Source organism: Serratia sp. EC4 (genome assembly GCF_059652115.1).
The window spans coordinates 149,633-168,608 of record NZ_JBNIDE010000010.1; the positions used below are offsets into that span (position 1 = coordinate 149,633).

Annotated in this window: 17 protein-coding genes and 1 riboswitch; of the genes, 6 read left to right on the forward strand and 11 right to left on the reverse strand. The window is 61.4% G+C overall.

Features of this window, described 5'->3' with window-relative positions:
• Positions 1-19: 19 nt before the first annotated feature.
• Genes parE through nudF form a run of 5 tightly spaced genes read right to left on the reverse strand, consistent with a single transcriptional unit; the run spans position 20 to position 4,458 of the window.
• Positions 20-1,915, reverse strand: coding sequence for a DNA topoisomerase IV subunit B (gene parE, locus ACP39K_RS21690; RefSeq protein ID WP_025304305.1), 1,896 nt, complete (start codon positions 1,913-1,915; stop codon positions 20-22).
• A 46-nt stretch (positions 1,916-1,961) separates the two neighbouring features.
• Entirely contained in the window at positions 1,962-2,546 is a 585-nt protein-coding gene (gene yqiA, locus ACP39K_RS21695; RefSeq protein ID WP_015379081.1) for an esterase YqiA, read from the reverse strand.
• Positions 2,546-3,373, reverse strand: a complete 828-nt coding sequence (gene cpdA / locus ACP39K_RS21700) for a 3',5'-cyclic-AMP phosphodiesterase (RefSeq protein ID WP_004937250.1) — start codon at positions 3,371-3,373, stop codon at positions 2,546-2,548. The genes yqiA and cpdA overlap by 1 nt, the downstream gene beginning before the upstream one ends.
• Before the next feature lie 27 nt (positions 3,374-3,400).
• Positions 3,401-3,826 (reverse strand): DUF1249 family protein, encoded by a 426-nt coding sequence (locus ACP39K_RS21705; protein WP_004937244.1) that lies wholly within the window; start codon positions 3,824-3,826, stop codon positions 3,401-3,403.
• Positions 3,826-4,458: an ADP-ribose diphosphatase gene (nudF, locus tag ACP39K_RS21710; RefSeq protein ID WP_004937242.1), complete on the reverse strand. Its 633-nt coding sequence runs from the start codon at positions 4,456-4,458 to the stop codon at positions 3,826-3,828. The genes ACP39K_RS21705 and nudF overlap by 1 nt, the downstream gene beginning before the upstream one ends.
• Positions 4,459-4,805: 347 nt before the next feature.
• Between nudF and hasF the strand changes: the two genes are divergently transcribed.
• Both hasF and dhaR read left to right on the forward strand, forming a co-directional pair.
• Positions 4,806-6,305: a multidrug efflux transporter outer membrane subunit HasF gene (gene hasF, locus ACP39K_RS21715; protein WP_016930142.1), complete on the forward strand. Its 1,500-nt coding sequence runs from the start codon at positions 4,806-4,808 to the stop codon at positions 6,303-6,305.
• 151 nt (positions 6,306-6,456) lie between these two features.
• Positions 6,457-8,406, forward strand: coding sequence for a dihydroxyacetone kinase operon transcriptional regulator DhaR (gene dhaR / locus ACP39K_RS21720; protein ID WP_033639366.1), 1,950 nt, complete (start codon positions 6,457-6,459; stop codon positions 8,404-8,406).
• Here dhaR and dhaM read toward each other — a convergent pair.
• The 4 genes from dhaM to ACP39K_RS21740 are packed head-to-tail and all read right to left on the reverse strand — an operon-like array spanning position 8,403 to position 12,709.
• Positions 8,403-9,833, reverse strand: a complete 1,431-nt coding sequence (gene dhaM / locus ACP39K_RS21725; protein ID WP_033639365.1) for a dihydroxyacetone kinase phosphoryl donor subunit DhaM — start codon at positions 9,831-9,833, stop codon at positions 8,403-8,405. The genes dhaR and dhaM overlap by 4 nt on opposite strands.
• Positions 9,834-9,844: 11 nt before the next feature.
• A complete protein-coding gene (dhaL, locus tag ACP39K_RS21730) occupies positions 9,845-10,477 on the reverse strand; it encodes a dihydroxyacetone kinase subunit DhaL (protein WP_048325502.1) in 633 nt (210 codons plus the stop codon).
• Positions 10,478-10,486: 9 nt separating this feature from the next.
• A complete protein-coding gene (gene dhaK, locus ACP39K_RS21735; protein ID WP_015379086.1) occupies positions 10,487-11,557 on the reverse strand; it encodes a dihydroxyacetone kinase subunit DhaK in 1,071 nt (356 codons plus the stop codon).
• Between the two features lie 51 nt (positions 11,558-11,608).
• Complete coding sequence (locus tag ACP39K_RS21740; protein ID WP_060445076.1) at positions 11,609-12,709, reverse strand: glycerol dehydrogenase; 1,101 nt, start codon at positions 12,707-12,709, stop codon at positions 11,609-11,611.
• Positions 12,710-13,061: 352 nt separating this feature from the next.
• On the opposite strand from ACP39K_RS21740, the gene ACP39K_RS21745 reads away from it, so the two are divergent.
• Complete coding sequence (locus tag ACP39K_RS21745; RefSeq protein WP_004937226.1) at positions 13,062-13,724, forward strand: DUF1190 family protein; 663 nt, start codon at positions 13,062-13,064, stop codon at positions 13,722-13,724.
• Between the two features lie 3 nt (positions 13,725-13,727).
• Positions 13,728-14,888, forward strand: coding sequence for a glutathionylspermidine synthase family protein (locus ACP39K_RS21750; RefSeq protein WP_330765206.1), 1,161 nt, complete (start codon positions 13,728-13,730; stop codon positions 14,886-14,888).
• Positions 14,889-14,936: 48 nt separating this feature from the next.
• On the opposite strand, the gene ygiD is transcribed toward ACP39K_RS21750, so the two are convergent.
• Positions 14,937-15,719, reverse strand: a complete 783-nt coding sequence (ygiD, locus tag ACP39K_RS21755) for a 4,5-DOPA-extradiol-dioxygenase (protein WP_028127592.1) — start codon at positions 15,717-15,719, stop codon at positions 14,937-14,939.
• A gap of 322 nt (positions 15,720-16,041) precedes the next feature.
• On the opposite strand from ygiD, the gene ACP39K_RS21760 reads away from it, so the two are divergent.
• Positions 16,042-17,574, forward strand: a complete 1,533-nt coding sequence (locus ACP39K_RS21760) for an alkaline phosphatase (protein WP_497008826.1) — start codon at positions 16,042-16,044, stop codon at positions 17,572-17,574.
• Between the two features lie 53 nt (positions 17,575-17,627).
• On the opposite strand, the gene ribB is transcribed toward ACP39K_RS21760, so the two are convergent.
• Positions 17,628-18,281, reverse strand: coding sequence for a 3,4-dihydroxy-2-butanone-4-phosphate synthase (ribB, locus tag ACP39K_RS21765; RefSeq protein WP_004937218.1), 654 nt, complete (start codon positions 18,279-18,281; stop codon positions 17,628-17,630).
• 109 nt (positions 18,282-18,390) lie between these two features.
• Positions 18,391-18,551, reverse strand: a riboswitch (FMN riboswitch).
• Between the two features lie 145 nt (positions 18,552-18,696).
• On the opposite strand from ribB, the gene ubiK reads away from it, so the two are divergent.
• Positions 18,697-18,972, forward strand: coding sequence for a ubiquinone biosynthesis accessory factor UbiK (ubiK, locus tag ACP39K_RS21770; protein ID WP_004937216.1), 276 nt, complete (start codon positions 18,697-18,699; stop codon positions 18,970-18,972).
• The last annotated feature ends 4 nt before the right edge of the window (positions 18,973-18,976 follow it).

The window sequence follows — 18,976 nt, forward strand, 5'->3', positions numbered from 1 at the left end:
CACCGGGCCAGGGTCAGGCTCAGACCGCCAATTCGGCCATGTCGCCCTTGTCTTGCAGCCAGTTGCGGCGATCTTCCGAACGCTTCTTGGCCAACAGCATGTCCATCACCGCCAGCGTCTGATCGACGTCATCCTCCGCCACCGTCAGTTGCACCAGACGGCGGGTGTTCGGATCGAGGGTGGTTTCGCGCAGCTGCAGCGGGTTCATCTCGCCCAGCCCTTTAAAGCGCTGCACGTTCGGCTTGCCCTTCTTGCGCTTCAGCTGTTCCAGCACGCCGGCTTTCTCTTCTTCATCCAGCGCGTAGAACACTTCTTTACCGAGATCGATGCGGTACAGCGGCGGCATGGCGACATAGACGTGGCCGCCTTTCACCAGCGAACGGAAGTGGCGCACGAACAGCGCGCACAGCAGCGTGGCGATATGCAAGCCATCAGAGTCCGCATCCGCCAGGATGCAGATTTTGCCGTAGCGCAATTGGCTGAGATCTTCGCTGTCCGGATCGATGCCGATCGCCACGGAAATGTCGTGCACTTCCTGCGAGGCCAGCACTTCGTCCGAGGACACTTCCCAGGTATTCAGGATTTTGCCCTTCAGCGGCATGATCGCCTGATACTCGCGATCGCGCGCCTGCTTGGCCGATCCGCCCGCCGAGTCCCCTTCCACCAGGAACAGTTCGGTCATGGCCAGATCCTGCGAGGTGCAGTCCGCCAGCTTGCCCGGCAGCGCCGGCCCGCTGGTGAGCTTCTTGCGCACCACTTTCTTGGCCGCGCGCAGGCGGCGCTGGGCGCTGGAGATCGCCAGCTCGGCCAGCTGTTCCGCCGCCTGAACGTTCTGGTTCAGCCACAGGCTGAAGGCGTCTTTCACCACGCCGGAAACGAAGGCCGCGCACTGACGCGAGGAGAGACGCTCTTTGGTCTGCCCGGCAAACTGCGGATCCTGCATCTTCACCGACAGCACGTAGGCGCAACGATCCCAGATATCCTCCGCCGACAGCTTCACGCCGCGCGGCAGAATATTGCGGAATTCGCAGAACTCGCGCATCGCGTCCAGCAGCCCCTGACGCAGGCCGTTGACGTGAGTGCCGCCCTGCATGGTCGGGATCAGGTTGACGTAGCTTTCGGTCAGCAGCTCGCCGCCTTCCGGCAGCCACAGCAGCGCCCAGTCCACCGCTTCGGTGTCACCGGCGAAATTGCCGACGAACGGCGCTTCCGGCAGGGTTATCAGGCCGTTAACCGCTTCCATCAGGTAGTCGGTCAGGCCGTCCTGGTAGCACCAGCGCTGCTCGGTGTTGTTCACCTTGTCGATGAAATAGATCTCGACGCCGGGGCACAGCACCGCTTTGGCTTTCAGCAGGTGAGTCAGGCGCGATACCGAGAAACGCGGGCTGTCGAAGAACTGTTCGTCGGGCCAGAAGTGCACGCTGGTGCCGGTGTTGCGTTTGCCGCAGGTGCCGGTCACCGTCAGATCCTGCACTTTGTCGCCGTTTTCGAAGGCGATGCCGTAGACGTTGCCGTCGCGGCGCACGTTGACTTCCACCCGCTTCGACAGGGCGTTGACCACCGAGATGCCAACGCCGTGCAGGCCGCCGGAGAACTGGTAGTTTTTATTCGAGAATTTACCGCCGGCGTGCAGCCGGCACAGGATCAACTCAACCGCCGGCACGCCCTCTTCCGGGTGGATGTCCACCGGCATGCCGCGGCCGTCGTCGATCACTTCCAGCGACTGATCGGCGTGCAGGATCACGTCGATGCGCTTGGCGTGACCGGCCAACGCTTCGTCGACGCTGTTATCGATCACCTCTTGGCCGAGGTGGTTTGGGCGCGTCGTGTCGGTATACATGCCGGGACGACGGCGCACTGGTTCTAGACCGCTGAGTACTTCAATGGCATCAGCGTTATAGCTGGATTGAGTCATCGTTGATTATTTTTTCGTGGTTAAAGGGAGGTGCCGGAACGGTCCGTCAGACCGCGTTTAGCCCTAAAAAATCCACAATCTGGGGGAAGTAGTGCTCGAAACCGACGAAGGCGTGGTTTCCACCCGACTCCACCGTTTGCCGACACGCGGTGTAATACGCCACTGCCTGGCCGTAATCGAGAATTTCATCGCCCGTTTGCTGCAGCAGCCAGATTAAATCCGGCGACTCCAAAGGATCGATCTGCATCACTTTCAGATCGTAAACGTGCCGAGACTCTAACACATATTGCTGGCCGGTGTAGGGGTTCTCGTTGGCGCCGAGATAGTCGACCAGCAGCTCAAACGGCTTGACCGCCGGGTTGACCACCACCGCCGGCAGGGAAAAACACTGCGACAGCCAGGTGGCGTAATAGCCGCCCAGCGACGAGCCGACCAGCCCGAGCGTTTGCCCGGCGCGTTCCAGCACCAGATTTTCCAGCATCTCGGCGGCCTCCGCCGGAAAGGCCGGCAGCTGCGGCACCAGCATCTCGATATCGGGATGGTGTTCGGCCAGCCAGGCCTTGAAGGCCACCGCCTTGGCCGACTGCGGCGAGCTGTTGAAGCCGTGCAGGTAGAGCAGTGTCGAAGGCATCAGTATCCATCCGAGTCCATATCGGGGCGGAAATCGTCGTTTTCCAGGCGGAACACCTGCGTCTCGACGCGACCGTCCGGCAGCAGATCGAGGTAGCGCCAGCCGGGGGAAACGTCGTCGATGGTGAAGTTCGTGCAGTGCGGCTTGAATTGCACGCAGGTAGACGGCGTCGCCAACAGACGCCGACCCTGCCATTCCAAATCCAGATCTTGGTGAATGTGCCCGCACACCACGGTATTCACTTTCGGATAACGCAGCAGGATTGCGCCCAGCATATGCGGGTTGCGCAGGCTGTGCTGATCGAGCCAGGTGCAACCGGAAGGCAGCGGATGATGGTGCAGCAGCAGCAGCGTATAGCGCTCGGGGTGAGCCTGCAGGCAACGCTCCATCCACTCCAGCTGGTATTCGCTCAATTCGCCGTGCGGCACGCCGAACACCTGGCTGTCCAGCATCAGCACTTGCCAATTATCACCCAACAGCACCTGTTTGGAAGGCGCAATGCCCGCGGCGGCCAACGCGTCGACCATCGCCGGTTGAAAATCGTGGTTGCCCGGCAGCCACACGCAGGGGGCCGGCAGTTGCGCGATGCCGGCGGCGAAGTGGCGGTACGCCTCTTGCGAATGATCCTGCGCCAAATCTCCCGTGGCGACGATCAAATCGACGTCGCGGCGCTGCGCCTGGATGGCGTCCAGCACCGCGTGATAGCTGCGATAGGTATTGATGCCGAGCAACGTCTCGTGTTCGCCGGCAAAAAGGTGGGTATCTGTTATTTGTAGAATCCTGACCGCGGCCCCACTCGCCACGGGCAGTTTAAACAGGCTTTCCAAATGGTGTCCTTTGTTATTTCAGTCTGTCTAACAAACCGGAACCGCCATCGCTCCATGCGCCAAACAGTAGCGCAGCCAATCAGCAAGAAACTGGTTAATTTGATGCTTTTCGTCGCGTTGATGCAACTTTTTATTAGGATAATCATAACGCGCTTTAAAGCGGTAGATCTGCTGACTGGAACACACTTCCGCAACCATGGCGTCATGGTACAACCGCACCGTCATCGCGGGCAGGCTCCAGTAGCTGACCGCCGGAAAGATCTGCTCGATCTCCACCAGCGACGTGTAACGCGTGGACTCAACGATGGTCAAACGATAGCCGGCGCCGTTCACCTGATAAGTCACCGTTTCGCCCGCTTCGTCGTTGCGCGGCAGCAAGCGGCGCAATTGCGCGAAGTTGGTTTCGCACAATCTCATCATTTCGGGGAAATCAGGGGTATAGCGCTGTTTCATTAGTTGGCCCACTCTTTTCTCAACGATTCATGGTGCAACGCCAGCCATTGCAATGCAATCACTGATGCGGCGTTATCGATCGCGCCTTCCTCAACCCAGCGGTAAGCCTGTTCGCGGCTGACCACATGGACGCGGATATCTTCATGTTCTTCCGCCAGGCCGTGGATGCCCTCGGCGGTGCCGGCGTCCACTTCGCCGACCATGATCGACAAACGTTCGCTGGTGCCGCCGGGGCTGGCCAGGTAGCTCAGCACCGGTTTGCAGCGCCCGACCACCACGCCGGCCTCTTCCTGCGCTTCGCGGCGGCATACGTCCTCGACGCTTTCACCGGTTTCGATCATACCCGCCACCATTTCCAGCAGCCAGGGCGAATTACTGGTATCGACCGCGGCGATGCGCAGTTGTTCAATCAGCACAACCTCGTCGCGCACCGGATCGTAGGGCAGCAGCACCGCCGCATGGCCGCGTTCGAAAATTTCACGCGTGATTTCAGGGCTCATTTCACCATTGAACAACCGGTGGCGAAACCGGTATAAATTGAGTGAAAAAAAACCACGGTACAGCGTCTCGCGTGCAATAATTTCTACATCTTTTTTATCGAAAGTAACGGGCGACGGCTGCGAACGGTTCATGCGCGAATTCTCCTGCTTGAGTATGCCGATAAAATAAACGGTTTTGATGACAGAAACAGCGGGACTCTCCGCCGCGGCTTTATGTTAGGCTGTTTTTCGCCGCCGGATGCGGCACGTTTGTGCGCTCGCAGGTAATAGCGGGAAACAATCCGGATTGTCAGCCATAATATCAGCTGCAGTCGACCCGGGCAGTACGCCAAGGTAAATGGGCGGTCTGAAAGGTAAAAGTTACGTGAGATGGCACATTCAGCCACCTGATGCGTACCTCAGACTCTGCTAGAATCGGCAACTATTTCGTCTATCGTCAGCGCTAACATAGCAATATTGCTGCACAACAAGGAATGCAAATGAAGAAACTGCTCCCCCTTCTTATCGGACTGAGCCTGGGCGGCTTCAGTGCAATGAGCCAGGCAGAGAACCTGCTGCAGGTCTACAAACAGGCCAGGGAAAGTAACCCGGATCTGCGCAAAAGTGCAGCTGACCGCGACGCCGCATTCGAAAAGATCAACGAAGCGCGCAGCCCGTTGCTGCCGCAGCTCGGCCTGACCGCCGGTTACAACTACACCAGCGGGTATCGAGACAGCCGCGACACCCATAGCGATAGCACAAGCGGCTCGCTGGCGCTGACGCAAACCATCTTCGACATGTCGAAATGGCGCCAACTGACGCTGCAGGAAAAGACCGCCGGCATCTCCGACGTCACCTTCCAGACCGCTGAGCAACAGCTTATTCTCAACACGGCGACCGCTTACTTCAACGTGCTGAAAGCGATCGATACGCTGTCCTATACCCAGGCGCAGAAAGACGCGGTGTACCGCACGCTGGATCAAACCACCCAGCGTTTCAACGTGGGTCTGGTGGCGATCACCGACGTGCAGAACGCCCGCTCGAACTACGACACCGTGCTGGCGGCGGAAGTCTCCGCCCGCAACGATCTGGACAACGCGCTGGAAACGCTGCGTCAGGTCACCGGCACCTTCTACCCCGAGCTGGCCTCGCTGAACACCGATCGCTTCAGCACCCAGCGCCCGGAAGCGGTGAACAACCTGCTGAAAGAAGCGGAAGCGCGCAACCTGAGCCTGCTGTCCGCCCGCCTGAGCCAGGATCTGGCGCGCGAACAGATCCGCGCCGCGCAGACCGGCTATATGCCGACAGTGGACTTCAGCGCCTCCACGGCGATCTCCAACAACAATTACGGCGGCTCACGCAACACCACGCGCGACGCAGACCTCGGTGAAAACAAAGTGGGTCTGAGCTTCAACCTGCCGCTGTACAGCGGCGGCGCGACCAATTCGCAGGTGAAACAAGCGCAGTACGGCTTCGTCGGCGCCAGCGAGCAGTTGGAAAGCTCACACCGCAGCGTGGTGCAGACCGTGCGTTCGTCGTTCAACAACGTTAACGCTTCGATCAGCAGCATCAACGCCTACAAACAGGCGGTGATCTCCGCGCAAAGCTCCCTGGACGCGATGGAAGCCGGTTATCAGGTCGGTACCCGCACCATCGTCGACGTGCTGGACGCCACCACCACGCTGTATAACGCCAAACGTCAGCTGTCCGACGCGCGTTATACCTATCTGATCAACCAACTGAACATCAAGTCGGCGCTCGGCACGCTGAACCAGAACGATCTGTTGCTGTTGAACGGCGCGTTGGGCAAACCGGTATCGACCGCGCCTGACGCCGTCGCACCGCAGAATCGCGCGCAGGACGCCTATGCGGACGGCTATCAGGACAATGCGCCGATGCAACAAACTGCGGCGCCGGCACCGGCGGCCACTCGCGCATCCGCGCCGGCCGTTACCACCAGCCAACCGGCTCGCAACAGCGGCAACCCATTCCGCAACTGATGCGCGCACGCTGACAAACACGGGGTCCGGCCTGCGCCGCGCCCCGTTTTTTTTGTCCCGATTTTCCCCGCTTCTGCCCGCCGCCTCACAGCCGCCGCCGCGTCAGGTGGTATCATCATCACTCTCGTTTTCGCAGTCTGGATGAGGTTCGATGGACAACGATTCACGCTGGCAGCGTCTGATTAACGACGGCGAATTGCCGCCGCCGCTGCGCCCGACGCCGGCGGTGTACGCCTCCTGGCTGCGCTGCCGCAGCCTGATGCAACCCGATGTCTGGCAAGCACCGCACCGCGCTCAGGGCGCCACCTTCGAATCGATTTGCCGCCGCAAGAACGATCTGCTGACGCTCGGTCAGGCGGCGCTGGAAGACGCCTGCGAATACATGGAGCCGCGTCGCTGTCTGTTGATGATCTTCGACGAGAGCGGCTGCATGCTGTGGCGCTGCGGCGACGCCCCAACCTGGGAGCTTTTGCAGCAATTGGGGTTCGCCCCCGGCGCCTACTGGGCCGAGGGGCAGATCGGCACCAATGCTCCGGCGCTGGCGGCGGCGGAAGGCCACCCGGTACGAGTGAGCGGTGAAGAGCACGTGCGCCGGGCGCTGCACGGTTGGTCATTCTGCGCGACGCCGGTCTACGACAACAGCGGCCGCCAGCGCGGCTCGATCGCGCTGGGCTGCCTGCTGGCCGACTGTGCCGCCGGCGATCTGTCGCTGACGCTGGCCATCGCCCGCGAAATCGGCAACTCGCTGAACGCCGACGGCCTGCTGGCGGAATCCAACCGCCATCTGAATCAACTTTACGGCCTGCTGGACGGCGTGGACGACGGCGTCATGGCCTGGGATCACCGCGGCTACCTGCAATACATCAACCAGCGCGCCGCCGGTCTGCTGAAGCTGGACGAACAGCAGAGCCAGGGCAAACCGCTGGCGCAGCTGTTGACGCTGCCCGCCCTGCTCAAGCGCGCCATCGCCGACCGGCAGCCGCTGCAACACGTCGAAGTCACCTTCGAAAGCCAGCGGCAGTTTATTGCCGCTTTGCTGACGCTAAAGCCGATTTTCGACGGCGATCGCTGCAGTTTCATCGCCCTGCTGCACCCGCTCGAGCGGCTGCGCCAGTACGTCAGCAGCCAGTTGGGGCGTGTCAGCCACAGCTTCGAGCAAATGCCCTCCGCCTCGCTGGAAATGCGGCGGCTGATCCGTTACGGCCAGCAGGCGGCCAAGGGCCAGCATCCGATCCTGCTGCGCGGAGAGGAAGGGGTTGGCAAAGAGCTACTCAGCCAGGCTATCCACAACGCCGGCGAACGCGCCGCCGGGCCGTATATCGCCCTCAACTGCCAGCTGCTGCCGCAGGCGCAGGGGCTGCGTGAACTGTTGGGCAGCGACGCCAGCGAAGAAGAGGCGGGCCAGCTCAGCAAATTCGAATTGGCCAACGGCGGCACGCTGTATCTCGAACAGATCGAATACCTGCCGGCGGAGATGCAGTCGGCGCTGCTGCAGGTGCTGAAAACCGGCGTGGTGATCCGCCTCAATTCCAGCCGGGTGATCCCGGTCGATGTCCGAGTCATCGCCGGCAGCGCCGCCGACCTGCCGCTGCTGGTGCAGCAAAACCGCTTCCGCCGCCAGCTGTTTTACAGCCTGCAGGCGTTCGAGATCCAGATCCCGCCGCTGCGCCAGCGGCTGAGCGATATTCCGCTGCTGGTCAAACACCATCTGCGCACGCTGGAGCAGCATTTTCAGTGTCGCTTCCGGGTGGATGACGAGGTAATGGCCCAGTTGGCGCTTTATCTGTGGCCGGGCAACGATTTGGAACTGAAAGGGGTGGTGGAGCGCGCGGCGATGATTTGCCACGGCCACCACATCCAGTTGGCGGATCTGCCGGCGCACCTGCTCGGCCAGCCGTCGCTGCTGGAAAGCGATCCGCAGCCCGGCGCGCCGCTGTTGACGCTGACGGACATGGAACGCCAGGCGATCCTGCGCGCGGCGACCGTCAGCCGCGGCCAGGTGACGGAGATGGCGCAGCTGCTGGGCATCGGCCGCACCACGCTGTGGCGGAAGATCAAACAGCACGGGATCGACATCCGCCAGTTCAAGCTGCGCGCTTAGTGGCTGAGCTGTAATACCCCGCGCGCGGCGTCCAGCATCGCCTTCTGCCCGCTGCGGGTTTTGCTCAGGCAATCCTGCATGCCGACCACCATCGGAATGCCCATCGCCTTCGCCAGAATGGCGCTGTGCGACAGGGCATTGCCGCCGCTCAGACAGATGCCGAGCACCAGCCGCCTGTCGAGCATCACCACCTCCGAAGGCATCAGTTCGTCCATCACCAATATTGACGGTTCTGCGAGCGCAATAACCGGCAGCGGCAGCCTCTGCAGATGGCACAGCGTGCGGCGCAGCATGTCGCGCACGTCCAATTCGCGCGCCCGCATGTAGTCGTCATCCAGCTCGCGGTACTCTTCGGCGATCGCCTCCAGCACCTGCCGCCAGGCCTGCTCGGCGCTGCACAGCTGTTGCGCGATGCAGGTGTAAGCCGCCTGCTGCAGATCCGGATCGTCCAGCAGCATGCTGTGGGCGCCGAAGATCGCCGCCTGCGGCTTGCCGATCAGCGTGCCGGTGCGTTCCGCCAGCCGGTTCAGATCGCTCAGCGTGTGCTGTAACGCCTCCCGCAGGCGTTGCTGTTCGCCCAGAACCTCGTCCGCGCCGATACGCCGATCGGCGGTTGGCGGCCAGAAGCTGTGGGCCTGAAACACCGGCCCGCTGGTGACGCTTTCCGCCACCGGGATACCGTGCAGCGAAGGCTGCTGCCGCTCGGAGACCGTCTCGCCAAAATGTTGTTCCGCCAGCGCTTTGAACGCCGCCAGCGCCTCGTCCGCCTGCGCGCCGTCGGCGATCAGGCGAACGGTGTCGCCGTGACGCACCTGCAGCAGCGCCAGCTGATTGAGGCTGCGCGGATCGACGCACTGCCCCTGCTTCTCCAGCACCAGCTCGGCCTTGAACGGCGCCAGCGTCTCGACCAGCCGCGCCGCCGGGCGCGCATGCAGCCCATGCGGGTTCTGCACCGTCCAGGTTGCGCTTTTGCCCTGCGCCAGCGGCAAGGCCACGCTTTTCGCCGTCGGTGAAGCCTCGCCCAGCTGTGCCTGTTTGGCCTGCAGCGCCCCCTGCGCCTCCGCCACCACCTGCTCCAGCGAGGCGCCGGAGTTGGCGGCCACCACCGCCGCCAGCGTGCCTTCAACCAGCGGCGCCGCACACAGCCGCACTTTGGCGGCCAGATCCGGATCCAGCAGATCGAGCGCGGTTTCGGCACTGAGCAGCGCGCTGCCCAGATCCATCAGCACCAGAACGCCGTCGCCGTCGGCGACCGCTTCGATCGCCTCCATCACTTTGACCGCGTCGGTGCCGATCGGATGCTGCTCGTCATCCACGCCCGCCGCCAGCGCCAGTTTGCAGCCGTCGCCGCGCATCATCTGCCGCGCCAACTGCTCAACGCCGCGCGCCAGCAACGCGCTGTGCGAAACCACCACGATATTAATCATCTCGCCTCCTGCTAACTGCCGGCGACCTCGGCCAGCGTTTTCATCATCAACATCACCGAAGTGGCGCCGGGATCCTGGTGGCCGATGCTGCGCTCGCCCAGGTAACTGGCCCGCCCTTTGCGCGCCTGCATGGTGATGGTGCTCTCCACCGCCCGCTCGGCGCTGTCGGCGGCGCGCTGCAGCGCCTCCGCCACGCTCAGGTTCTGCTGCGCGGACTGACCGAGGCTTTCCACCACCGGCCACCAGACGTCGCACATGGTCTTGTCGCCCGGCTCCGCCTTGCCGCGCATCACCACGCCTTCCACCCCTTCCTGCATCACCTGATGCAGCTCCGCCAGATCCAGGCTCTGCTTGGCGTTCGCCGCCTGCGCCGCGCGGATGAAGAAGGTGCCGAACAGCGGACCGCTGGCGCCACCCACGCTCGACAGCAGCGTCATGCCGGTGTTTTTCAGGATAAAGCCGATATCCTTGTCCGCCACCGACGGCAGCTTTTCCACCACCTTGTTGAAACCGCGATTCATGTTCAAACCGTGGTCGGCATCGCCGATCTCGGTGTCCAGCTGGGTCAGAAAATCGCGCTCCCGGCTGAACACCTCGCCGCAACGCATCAGCCAATCGACAACCTGTTGTTTGGTCAACGCCATGATTCCTCCTCAGCAACCCCAACGCAGCGCAGGCGTTTTCACCGGCGCATCCCACAAGGACAACAGCTCGTCGTCCACGTTCAACAACGTGATGGACACCCCCTGCATATCCAGCGAGGTGCAATAAGAACCCACCAGGTTGCGTTCAATGATGATGCCCGCCTCGGCGCAGCGCTCCGCCAGCCGATGGTACACGCCATACAACTCAGACAATGGCGTGGCGCCCAGATTGTTGACCAGCGCGATCACCCGATCGCCGCGCGTCAGCGGCTGCTTGGTCTGCATTTCGTCGCGCCACTCGCCCTGCTGACGATCCCAGACGCGGATCGCGCGTTGATAGTGGCCGTGGTCGATCAACGTATGGAACATGTCGTCCACCGCCGCGTTGAGCGTGGTGAACGGGCGGCGCGCAATGCCTGGCTCGCCGTGAATGCCGACGCCGAACTCCATTTCGTTCTCCGCCAGGGTGAACGACGGCTTGCCGGCGGCCGGCACGGTACAGGCGCCCAGTGCGATGCCGATTGAATGCCCGTGGTTGTTGATGCGATGCCCCAGCGTCACCACGCTGTCCAGATCGTCGCCGCGCGCCGCGGCGGCGCCCAGCAGTTTCTCCATCAGCACGGTGTTGGCCACCCCGCGCCGCCCGGCGGTAAACAGGCTGTCTTTGACCGCCACGTCGTCATCCACCAGCACCGTCGCCACCGCGACGCCGCTGTCGTGCAGCAGCTCGGTGGCGGTTTCGAAGTTGAGCACGTCGCCGGTGTAGTTCTTGATCAGCAGCAGCACCCCGGCGCCGCCGTCGATCGCCTGACCGCACTCGTACATTTTATCCGGCGTCGGCGAGGTGAAAATCTCGCCCGGACAGGCGCCGTCGAGCATCCCTTCACCGACGAAGCCGCAGTGCATCGGCTCATGGCCGCTGCCGCCGCCGGACAAGATCGCCACCTTGCCCGCCACCGGCGCGTCGGCGCGGGTCACGAACACCGGATCCGCGTGCACCAGCAGCTCGGGATGGGCCTCCGCCAGCCCCTGCAACTGCTCTTCCAACACCGACTCGACCTGATTAATCAGTTTTTTCACGATGGTTTCCTCTGTAAGAACAGGGGCGCGGCGCACCGCGCCCCAACGGTATCAATGACGCTGCAACCAGGCGGCGCCCAGCCTATCCGCCGTCAGGATCGCCGCCTGCACGCCCGCAGGGGTGACCTTGAACGGCATGTTGTGAATGGTTTCACCCGCGGCGCAGCTGGCCTCGGCCACCGCCATCATCTTCGCCGCCACATCGCCGGTGACGCCCATCTGCGCCAACGTGATCGGCAGGCCGATGTCATGACAAAACGCCAGCACGGTTTCAATCTGCGCCATCGGGCTGTTCTGCAGCATCAGTTGCGCCAGGGTGCCGAACGCCACTTTCTCGCCGTGATACAGGTGGTGACACTCCTCCAGCACGGTGAAACCGTTGTGAATGGCGTGTGCCGCCGCCAGCCCGCTGCTCTCGAAGCCGATGCCGCTCAGATACGTATTGGCCTCAATGATGCGTTCCACCGCTTCCGTCACCACGCCGGCCTCGACCGCCAGCTTGGCCTTCACCCCTTCGGCCAGCAGCGTGTCGTAGCACAACCGCGCCAGACTGAGCGCCGCCAGCGTCGATTTGCCGCCGGCCATGCTGGTGGCCTGGGCGTCGAAACAGGCCTGCGCTTCGAAATAGGTGGAGAGCGCGTCGCCCATGCCGGCCACCAGCAGGCGCACCGGCGCGTTGGCGATGATGGCGCTGTCCATCACCACCATGTCCGGGTTGCGCGGGTAGATCAGGTATTCGGCGAATTCGCCCTGTTCGGTGTAGATAACCGACAGCGCGCTGGTCGGCGCATCGGTGGAGGCGATGGTGGGAATGAGCACCACCGGCAGCCGTTGGTAGTGGGCGACGGCCTTGGCGGTGTCGAGCGTTTTGCCGCCGCCGACGCCGATCACCCCGCGGCAGCCGTGGGTCTGCAGCTCGCAGCCAAGCCGGTCTATCTCTTTACGGCAGCACTCGCCGTTGAAGCGGGCCGCATGATGTTTCACGCCGTGCTGCCGCAGGCTGCCCATCAGGGTGTCGCCCGCCAGCTGCATCACGAAGTCGTCGGCGATCACGAAATAATGGTCGGCGAGGGATTTGGCGTATTCGCCGACGGCGGCCAGCGCATTGACGCCCTGAATGTATTTGCCTGGTGACTGGATGATTCTCAACATAACCGGATCCTTGTAGGGAGTTGGCGATGGTACGTTCAGATATCAGGTGATGACGCGCCGACTTCGCCGCCGGCTTGTTGTTGTGCTTCGACTATGAGCGCCTGCCGCCCGCCTGGCGAGCCACGCGATTTTTGTTCCATTATGGAACATCATCATAGCGACAACGTTTCATGATGAAACGCCAACGCGCGTTTTTTCGCCGCGAAAGCGAACTGGCGCACACCCCAACGTATAACTGCGTAAAGAGTCGATTCTGCGGGCGTTTCAGCTTTAATTTTGACCATGTTTCCCCTATCCTTAGCGCCACTACTGGGAAAGGGCGAAAACAGCCCGCATGATGGGATTGATAACGATGAAACGGACAAAAAACATCAACCAAGAGACGTTCCGCAAATCCTGGCGCAGCTACCGTGTCGCGCCCGTGGCTTTGGCGATCAGCGCCGTCTTTATGCTGGCCGGCTGCGAGAAGAGCGATGAAACGGTCTCCCTGTATCAGAATGCCGATGACTGTTCGCGCGCCAATCCTTCGATGAGCGAACAGTGCACCACCGCCTACAACAATGCCCTGAAAGAAGCCGCGAAAACCGCGCCGAAATACGCCACTCGCGAAGACTGCGTCGCCGAGTTCGGCGAAGCGCAGTGTACCCAGGCTCCGGCACAGGCCGGCATGGCGGCGGAATCACAAAGCAGCGGCAGCTTCTGGATGCCGCTGATGGCGGGCTATATGATGGGCCGCCTGATGGGCGGTTCCGGCTTCGCGCAGCAGCCGCTGTTCACCTCCAAGAACGCCGCCAGCCCGGCGAACGGCAAGTTTGTCGACGCCAGCGGCAAGAGCTACGGCCCGGCCACCGCCGGCGGCCGCACCATGACGGTGCCGAAAACCGCCATGGCGCCGAAGCCTGCGGTCACCAATACCGTGACCCGCGGTGGTTTCGGCGAGACCGTGGCCAAGCAGACCAGCATGCAGCGCAGCAGCGCCACTTCCAACTCCGGCTCTCGCAGCATGGGCGGTTGATGCATGAAACGTATTGCTATTACCGAGCGCCCGGACTGGCGTGAAAAAGCGACCGAGTTCGGCTTCCGTTTCCACACCATGTACGGCGAGCCGTACTGGTGTGAAGACGCCTATTACCAGTTCACGCTGGCGCAGATTGAAGAGATCGAAAACGCCACCGCCGAGCTGCATCAGATGTGCCTGCTGGTGGTGGAGAAAGTGGTCGCCAGCGACGAGCTGATGGCCAAGTTCTGCATCCCGAAACACACTTGGGAGTTCGTGCGCAGTTCCTGGCGCACCAACCAGCCGTCGCTGTATTCGCGTCTCGATCTGGCCTACGACGGCGTCAATCCGCCGAAGCTGCTGGAGAACAACGCCGATACGCCGACCTCGCTGTATGAAGCGGCCTTCTTCCAGTGGCTGTGGCTGGAAGACCAGATCAATGCCGGCAAGCTGGATCCGCAATCGGATCAGTACAACAGCCTGCAGGAGAAGCTGATCGAGCGTTTCGGCGAGCTGAAAGCGCACCACGGCTTCGGCCTGCTGCACCTGGCGTGCTGCCAGGACAGCGAAGAAGATCGCGGCACGGTGCAATATCTGCAGGACTGCGCGCAGGAAGCCGGTCTGCCGACCGAATTCCTGTTCATGGAAGAGATTGGCCTTGGCGAGAAAGGCCAGTTCACCGATCTGCAGGATCAGGTGATCGGTAACCTGTTCAAGCTCTACCCGTGGGAATTCATGCTGCGCGAGATGTTCTCCACCAAGCTGGAAGACGCTGGCGTGCGTTGGCTGGAGCCGGCCTGGAAGAGCATCATCTCCAACAAGGCGCTGCTGCCGCTGCTGTGGGAAATGTTCCCGAACCACCCTAACCTGCTGCCGGCTTATTTCGCGCAAGACGATCATCCGCCGATGGATCATTACGTCACCAAACCGCTGTTCTCGCGGGAAGGCGCCAATATCCAGATCGTCGAAAACGGTCAGGAAGTGGCGCGCGTCGATGGGCCGTACGGTGAAGAAGGCATGATCGTGCAGCAGTTCCATCCGCTGCCGAAGTTCGAAGACAGCTACACGCTGATCGGCAGCTGGCTGGTGAACGATCAACCCTGCGGCATCGGCCTGCGCGAAGATCGCGAACTGATCACGCAGGATCTGTCGCGCTTCTATCCGCACACTATTCTCGGCTGATCGCCCCGCTGAAAGCAAAAACGCCAGTCTCTGACTGGCGTTCTTTCTTTACCCCACCTGTACCGACAGCATGCTCAGCGCCCCCATTTCGATACCGTCGATCGGCACGCTGATGGTCTCTTTTCCATCCCAACCGCCAAGCACATACAGCAACGGCAGATAGTGTTCCGGCGTCGGATTCGACAACGCCGCGCCCTCATGGCGCATGAAATCCACCAGCGGGTGATTATCGCCCCGATAACGCAGGTTATCCCGGACAAAGTTATTGAACGATTCCGCCCATGGGTAGGCGCTGGTGTCGCCCTGCCATTTCACCATGCGCAGGTTGTGCACCACGTTGCCGCTGGCGACGATCATCACGCCCTCATCCCGCAGCGCCGCGAGTTTGCGGCCCAGCTCATAGTGGTAAGCCGCCGGCTGCGTGCCGTCGACGCTGAGCTGCACCACCGGGATATCGGCATTGGGATACATCTTGATCAATACGCCCCAGGTGCCGTGATCCAACCCCCACTCGCCGAGATCCGCCGTTACCGGCACCGGCGCCAGAATGTGCTGCAGCTGCGCGGCCAGTGCGGGAGAGCCTGGCGCCGGATAACGGGTATCAAACAGCGCCTGCGGGAACCCGCCAAAGTCGTGAATGGTTTTGGGTTTTTCCATCGCGGTGACCGCAGTGCCGCGGGTATACCAATGCGCGGAAACCGCCACGATCGCCTTCGGGCGCGGCAATGACTCACCCAACGCACGCCATGCCCGGGTGTAACGGTTGTCTTCCAGCACGTTCATCGGGCTACCGTGGCCAAGAAACAGTGCCGGCATACGAGAGGTGTTCATAGAGGGATCCTTAGTTCAAATTGTGCTATGCCGCTACATTACGCGCTTTGCCGCAGCAACACAGCCGGATAACCGTGATGAAGATATTCAATAAATTTGAATTAAAAGCAGAGAAATACGCCGGTCAACAGAAAGATAAAAAAATCATATATTTCAATAAAATAATAAGTTCAGTGAATGCCATGACATTACTGCCACACAGATCCAATTTGTGAACAATTTATGTATTTTTTGTTAACAAAATCTATACACTCCTCCTCTGCCGACGGGAGCAGGCAACGCCGTCGCGCGATGGGAATTACGTCTCACCAAGGAGGAATTCATGTTCAGACTCACACTGGCAACCCGCCTGGCGCTTTCCATGTTCTTACTCGCCGGCTGGACGGCAACCACCGGCGCGGCGGACAACGCGCAGCTGACGCAGCGCGAAGATCCTTACTTCCTTCAGGCGCAAGCTCAGCTGCAACAGCGACTGAAACAAACCCCAAACACCAACCGCGCCAAAAACGTCATTCTGGTCGTCGGTGACGGCATGGGGTTTTCCACCGTGACCGCTGCCCGCATTTTTGAAGGGCAGCAGCGCGGCGTGGACGGCGAATCCAACGTGTTGGCCTGGGAGGCCTTCCCCTATCTGGCGGCGGCCAAAACCTACTCCGCCGACGCCCAAATCACCGACTCTGCGCCCAGCGCGGTGGCGATGACCACCGGCGTCAAAACCATCAACGATCTGATGGGTCTCGATCATACGGCTACCCTCAACAACTGCGAGGATCAGCAAACCAAGGTCGTCACCACGCTGTGGGAGATGGCCGCAACGCTCGGCATGTCCACCGGCGCCGTGACGACCGCCACCATTACCCACGCCACGCCGGGCGCCACCTATGCCCATATCGCCAATCGCGACTGGGAGTCTGACGCCAAAATGCCGGCAAATGCCCTGGCCGCAGGCTGCCGCGACATCGCGCGCCAGTTGGTGGAAATGAAGTACGGCAACGGCCTGAACGTAGCGATGGGCGGCGGGCGCGCCAACTTCCTGCCCGACAGCGTGAGCGATCCGGAATACCCCGGCAAGAAAGGTGCCAGAAAGGACGGCCGCGACCTGACGCAGGCCTGGCTGCAACGCTACGGCGAGCGCGGGCAATACGTCTGGAATCAGGCGCAGTTCAACAAAATCGAACCGGGCAACGTCGACCATCTGCTGGCTCTGTTCGAGCCGTCGCACATGAACTTCGAGCACGACCGGCGACAAGACGCGGCGGGAGAACCCTCACTGGCGGAAATGGCCGGCAAGGCCATCGATATTCTGTCCAGGAATCCTGAGGGTTATCTGCTGTTGGTGGAGGGTGGGCGCGTCGATCACGGCAGCCATAACGGCAACGCCTACCGCACGCTGAGCGACGCGGTCGCCCTGAACGAAGCGGTGAAAACCATCGTCGATAAGGTCGATCTGGACGACACGCTGGTGATAGTGACCGGCGATCACAGCCACACGCTGACCATCGCCGGCTATGCCAAGCGCGGCAATCCTATCCTCGGCATTTCCGTCGGCGTCGACGGCAAACCTCGGTTGGGCAGCGACGGCAAGCCCTACACCACCGTCGGTTTCGCCAATGGCCCCGGCGGCGCGATCCCGCTGACCGAGCGCCCGGCATTGACCATGGAGCAAACCACCGCGCCCGACTTTATTCAGCCGGCACTGGTGCCGCTGAACAGCGAGACGCACGGCGGGGAAGATCTCGGCATCTACGCCATCGGCCCCTGGGCGCACCTGTTCCAGGGCACGGTGGAGGAGAACTACACCTTCCACGTGATGAATTACGCCAGCCGCATCGGCGAACGCCTGTCAAAACGCTAGCCACAAAAAAAGCCGCTTTACGCGGCTTTTTTATCGTTGAAAGCGGCCGGCTATCAGCTGGCTTTTTTCTCGTGCGCCTGGCGGTAGGCCACCAGATCTTCGATGGTCAGCACCACCATGTCGTGCTGTTTAGCGAAGGTGATCACTTCCGGCGCGTGCGCCATGCTGCCATCGTCGTTGGTCAGTTCACACAGCACGCCGGCTGGTTTGAAACCGGCCATGGAAACCAGATCGATGGTCGCTTCGGTGTGGCCGCGACGGCTCAGCACGCCACCCGGCTGCGCACGCAGCGGGAACACGTGGCCCGGGCGGTTCAGGTCGCTCGGCTTGGCGCTGTCTGCCACCGCCGCACGGATGGTGGTCAGGCGATCGGAAGCGGAAACCCCGGTGGTCACGCCCTGCGCCGCTTCGATGGTCACGGTGAAGGCGGTCTGGAACTGGCTGGAGTTGTTGGTCACCATCATCGGCAGCTCAAGCTGCTGACGGCGTTCTTCGGTGATGCACAGGCACACGATACCGCTGCCGTGGCGAATGGTCAGCGCCATCTGCTCAACGGTCATGGTTTCCGCGGCGAAGATCATGTCACCTTCGTTTTCACGGTTTTCATCATCGAGCACCATTACGCCGCGCCCGTTGCGCAGTGCATCGATCGCGCGTTCAACGCGTTCTGTTGGCGTGCCGAAGTCTGAAAGTAGCGTCTGATTCATGGTAAAAAACCTCATTAAAAATTATGGATTACCAGAACCAGGGCGATCTTGAGGAGTAGCTAGCAATAGCTAAAAAAATAACGCAAGCGGGCGCATGCCCGGCAGATACCGTTACTCTCTCCCATCCGGACTATAACCGTCGGCCCCGGAATTACACCGGATCTGCTGACCTCTAACCGGCCTTTACAGGCTGGCTGAGCGCTCGCGGGCTTTCACCGTAGAAGGTGATTTACCGCCGGTGGGGACTTTCACCCCGCCCTGAGAATAAGCAAGATGACTATAACGCTAATGGGTAGGCAGGGCAATTGGTAAAAGCACAATTCGGCCACGTACGGCGAATGCGCTTAATGGTTTATCCGACGGGCAACTCGCATTACACTAAGCGGCAGCTATTAAACTCTGAAAGGGATACGCCATGATTGACCCGAAAAAAATCGAACAAATCGCACGCCAGGTTCATGAGTCCATGCCTAAAGGCGTTCGTGAATTCGGGGAAGACGTTGAGAAAAAAATCCGTCAGGTGCTGCAGTCGCAGCTGACCCGTCTGGATTTGGTTAACCGCGAAGAGTTCGACGTGCAGACTCAGGTGCTGTTGCGCACCCGCGAGAAGCTGGCGCTGTTGGAGCAGCGCATGGCCGAGCTGGAAAGCAAGCTGAGCGCGGCGCCGGCCGCCAAGCAGGAAGACGAATAATTCC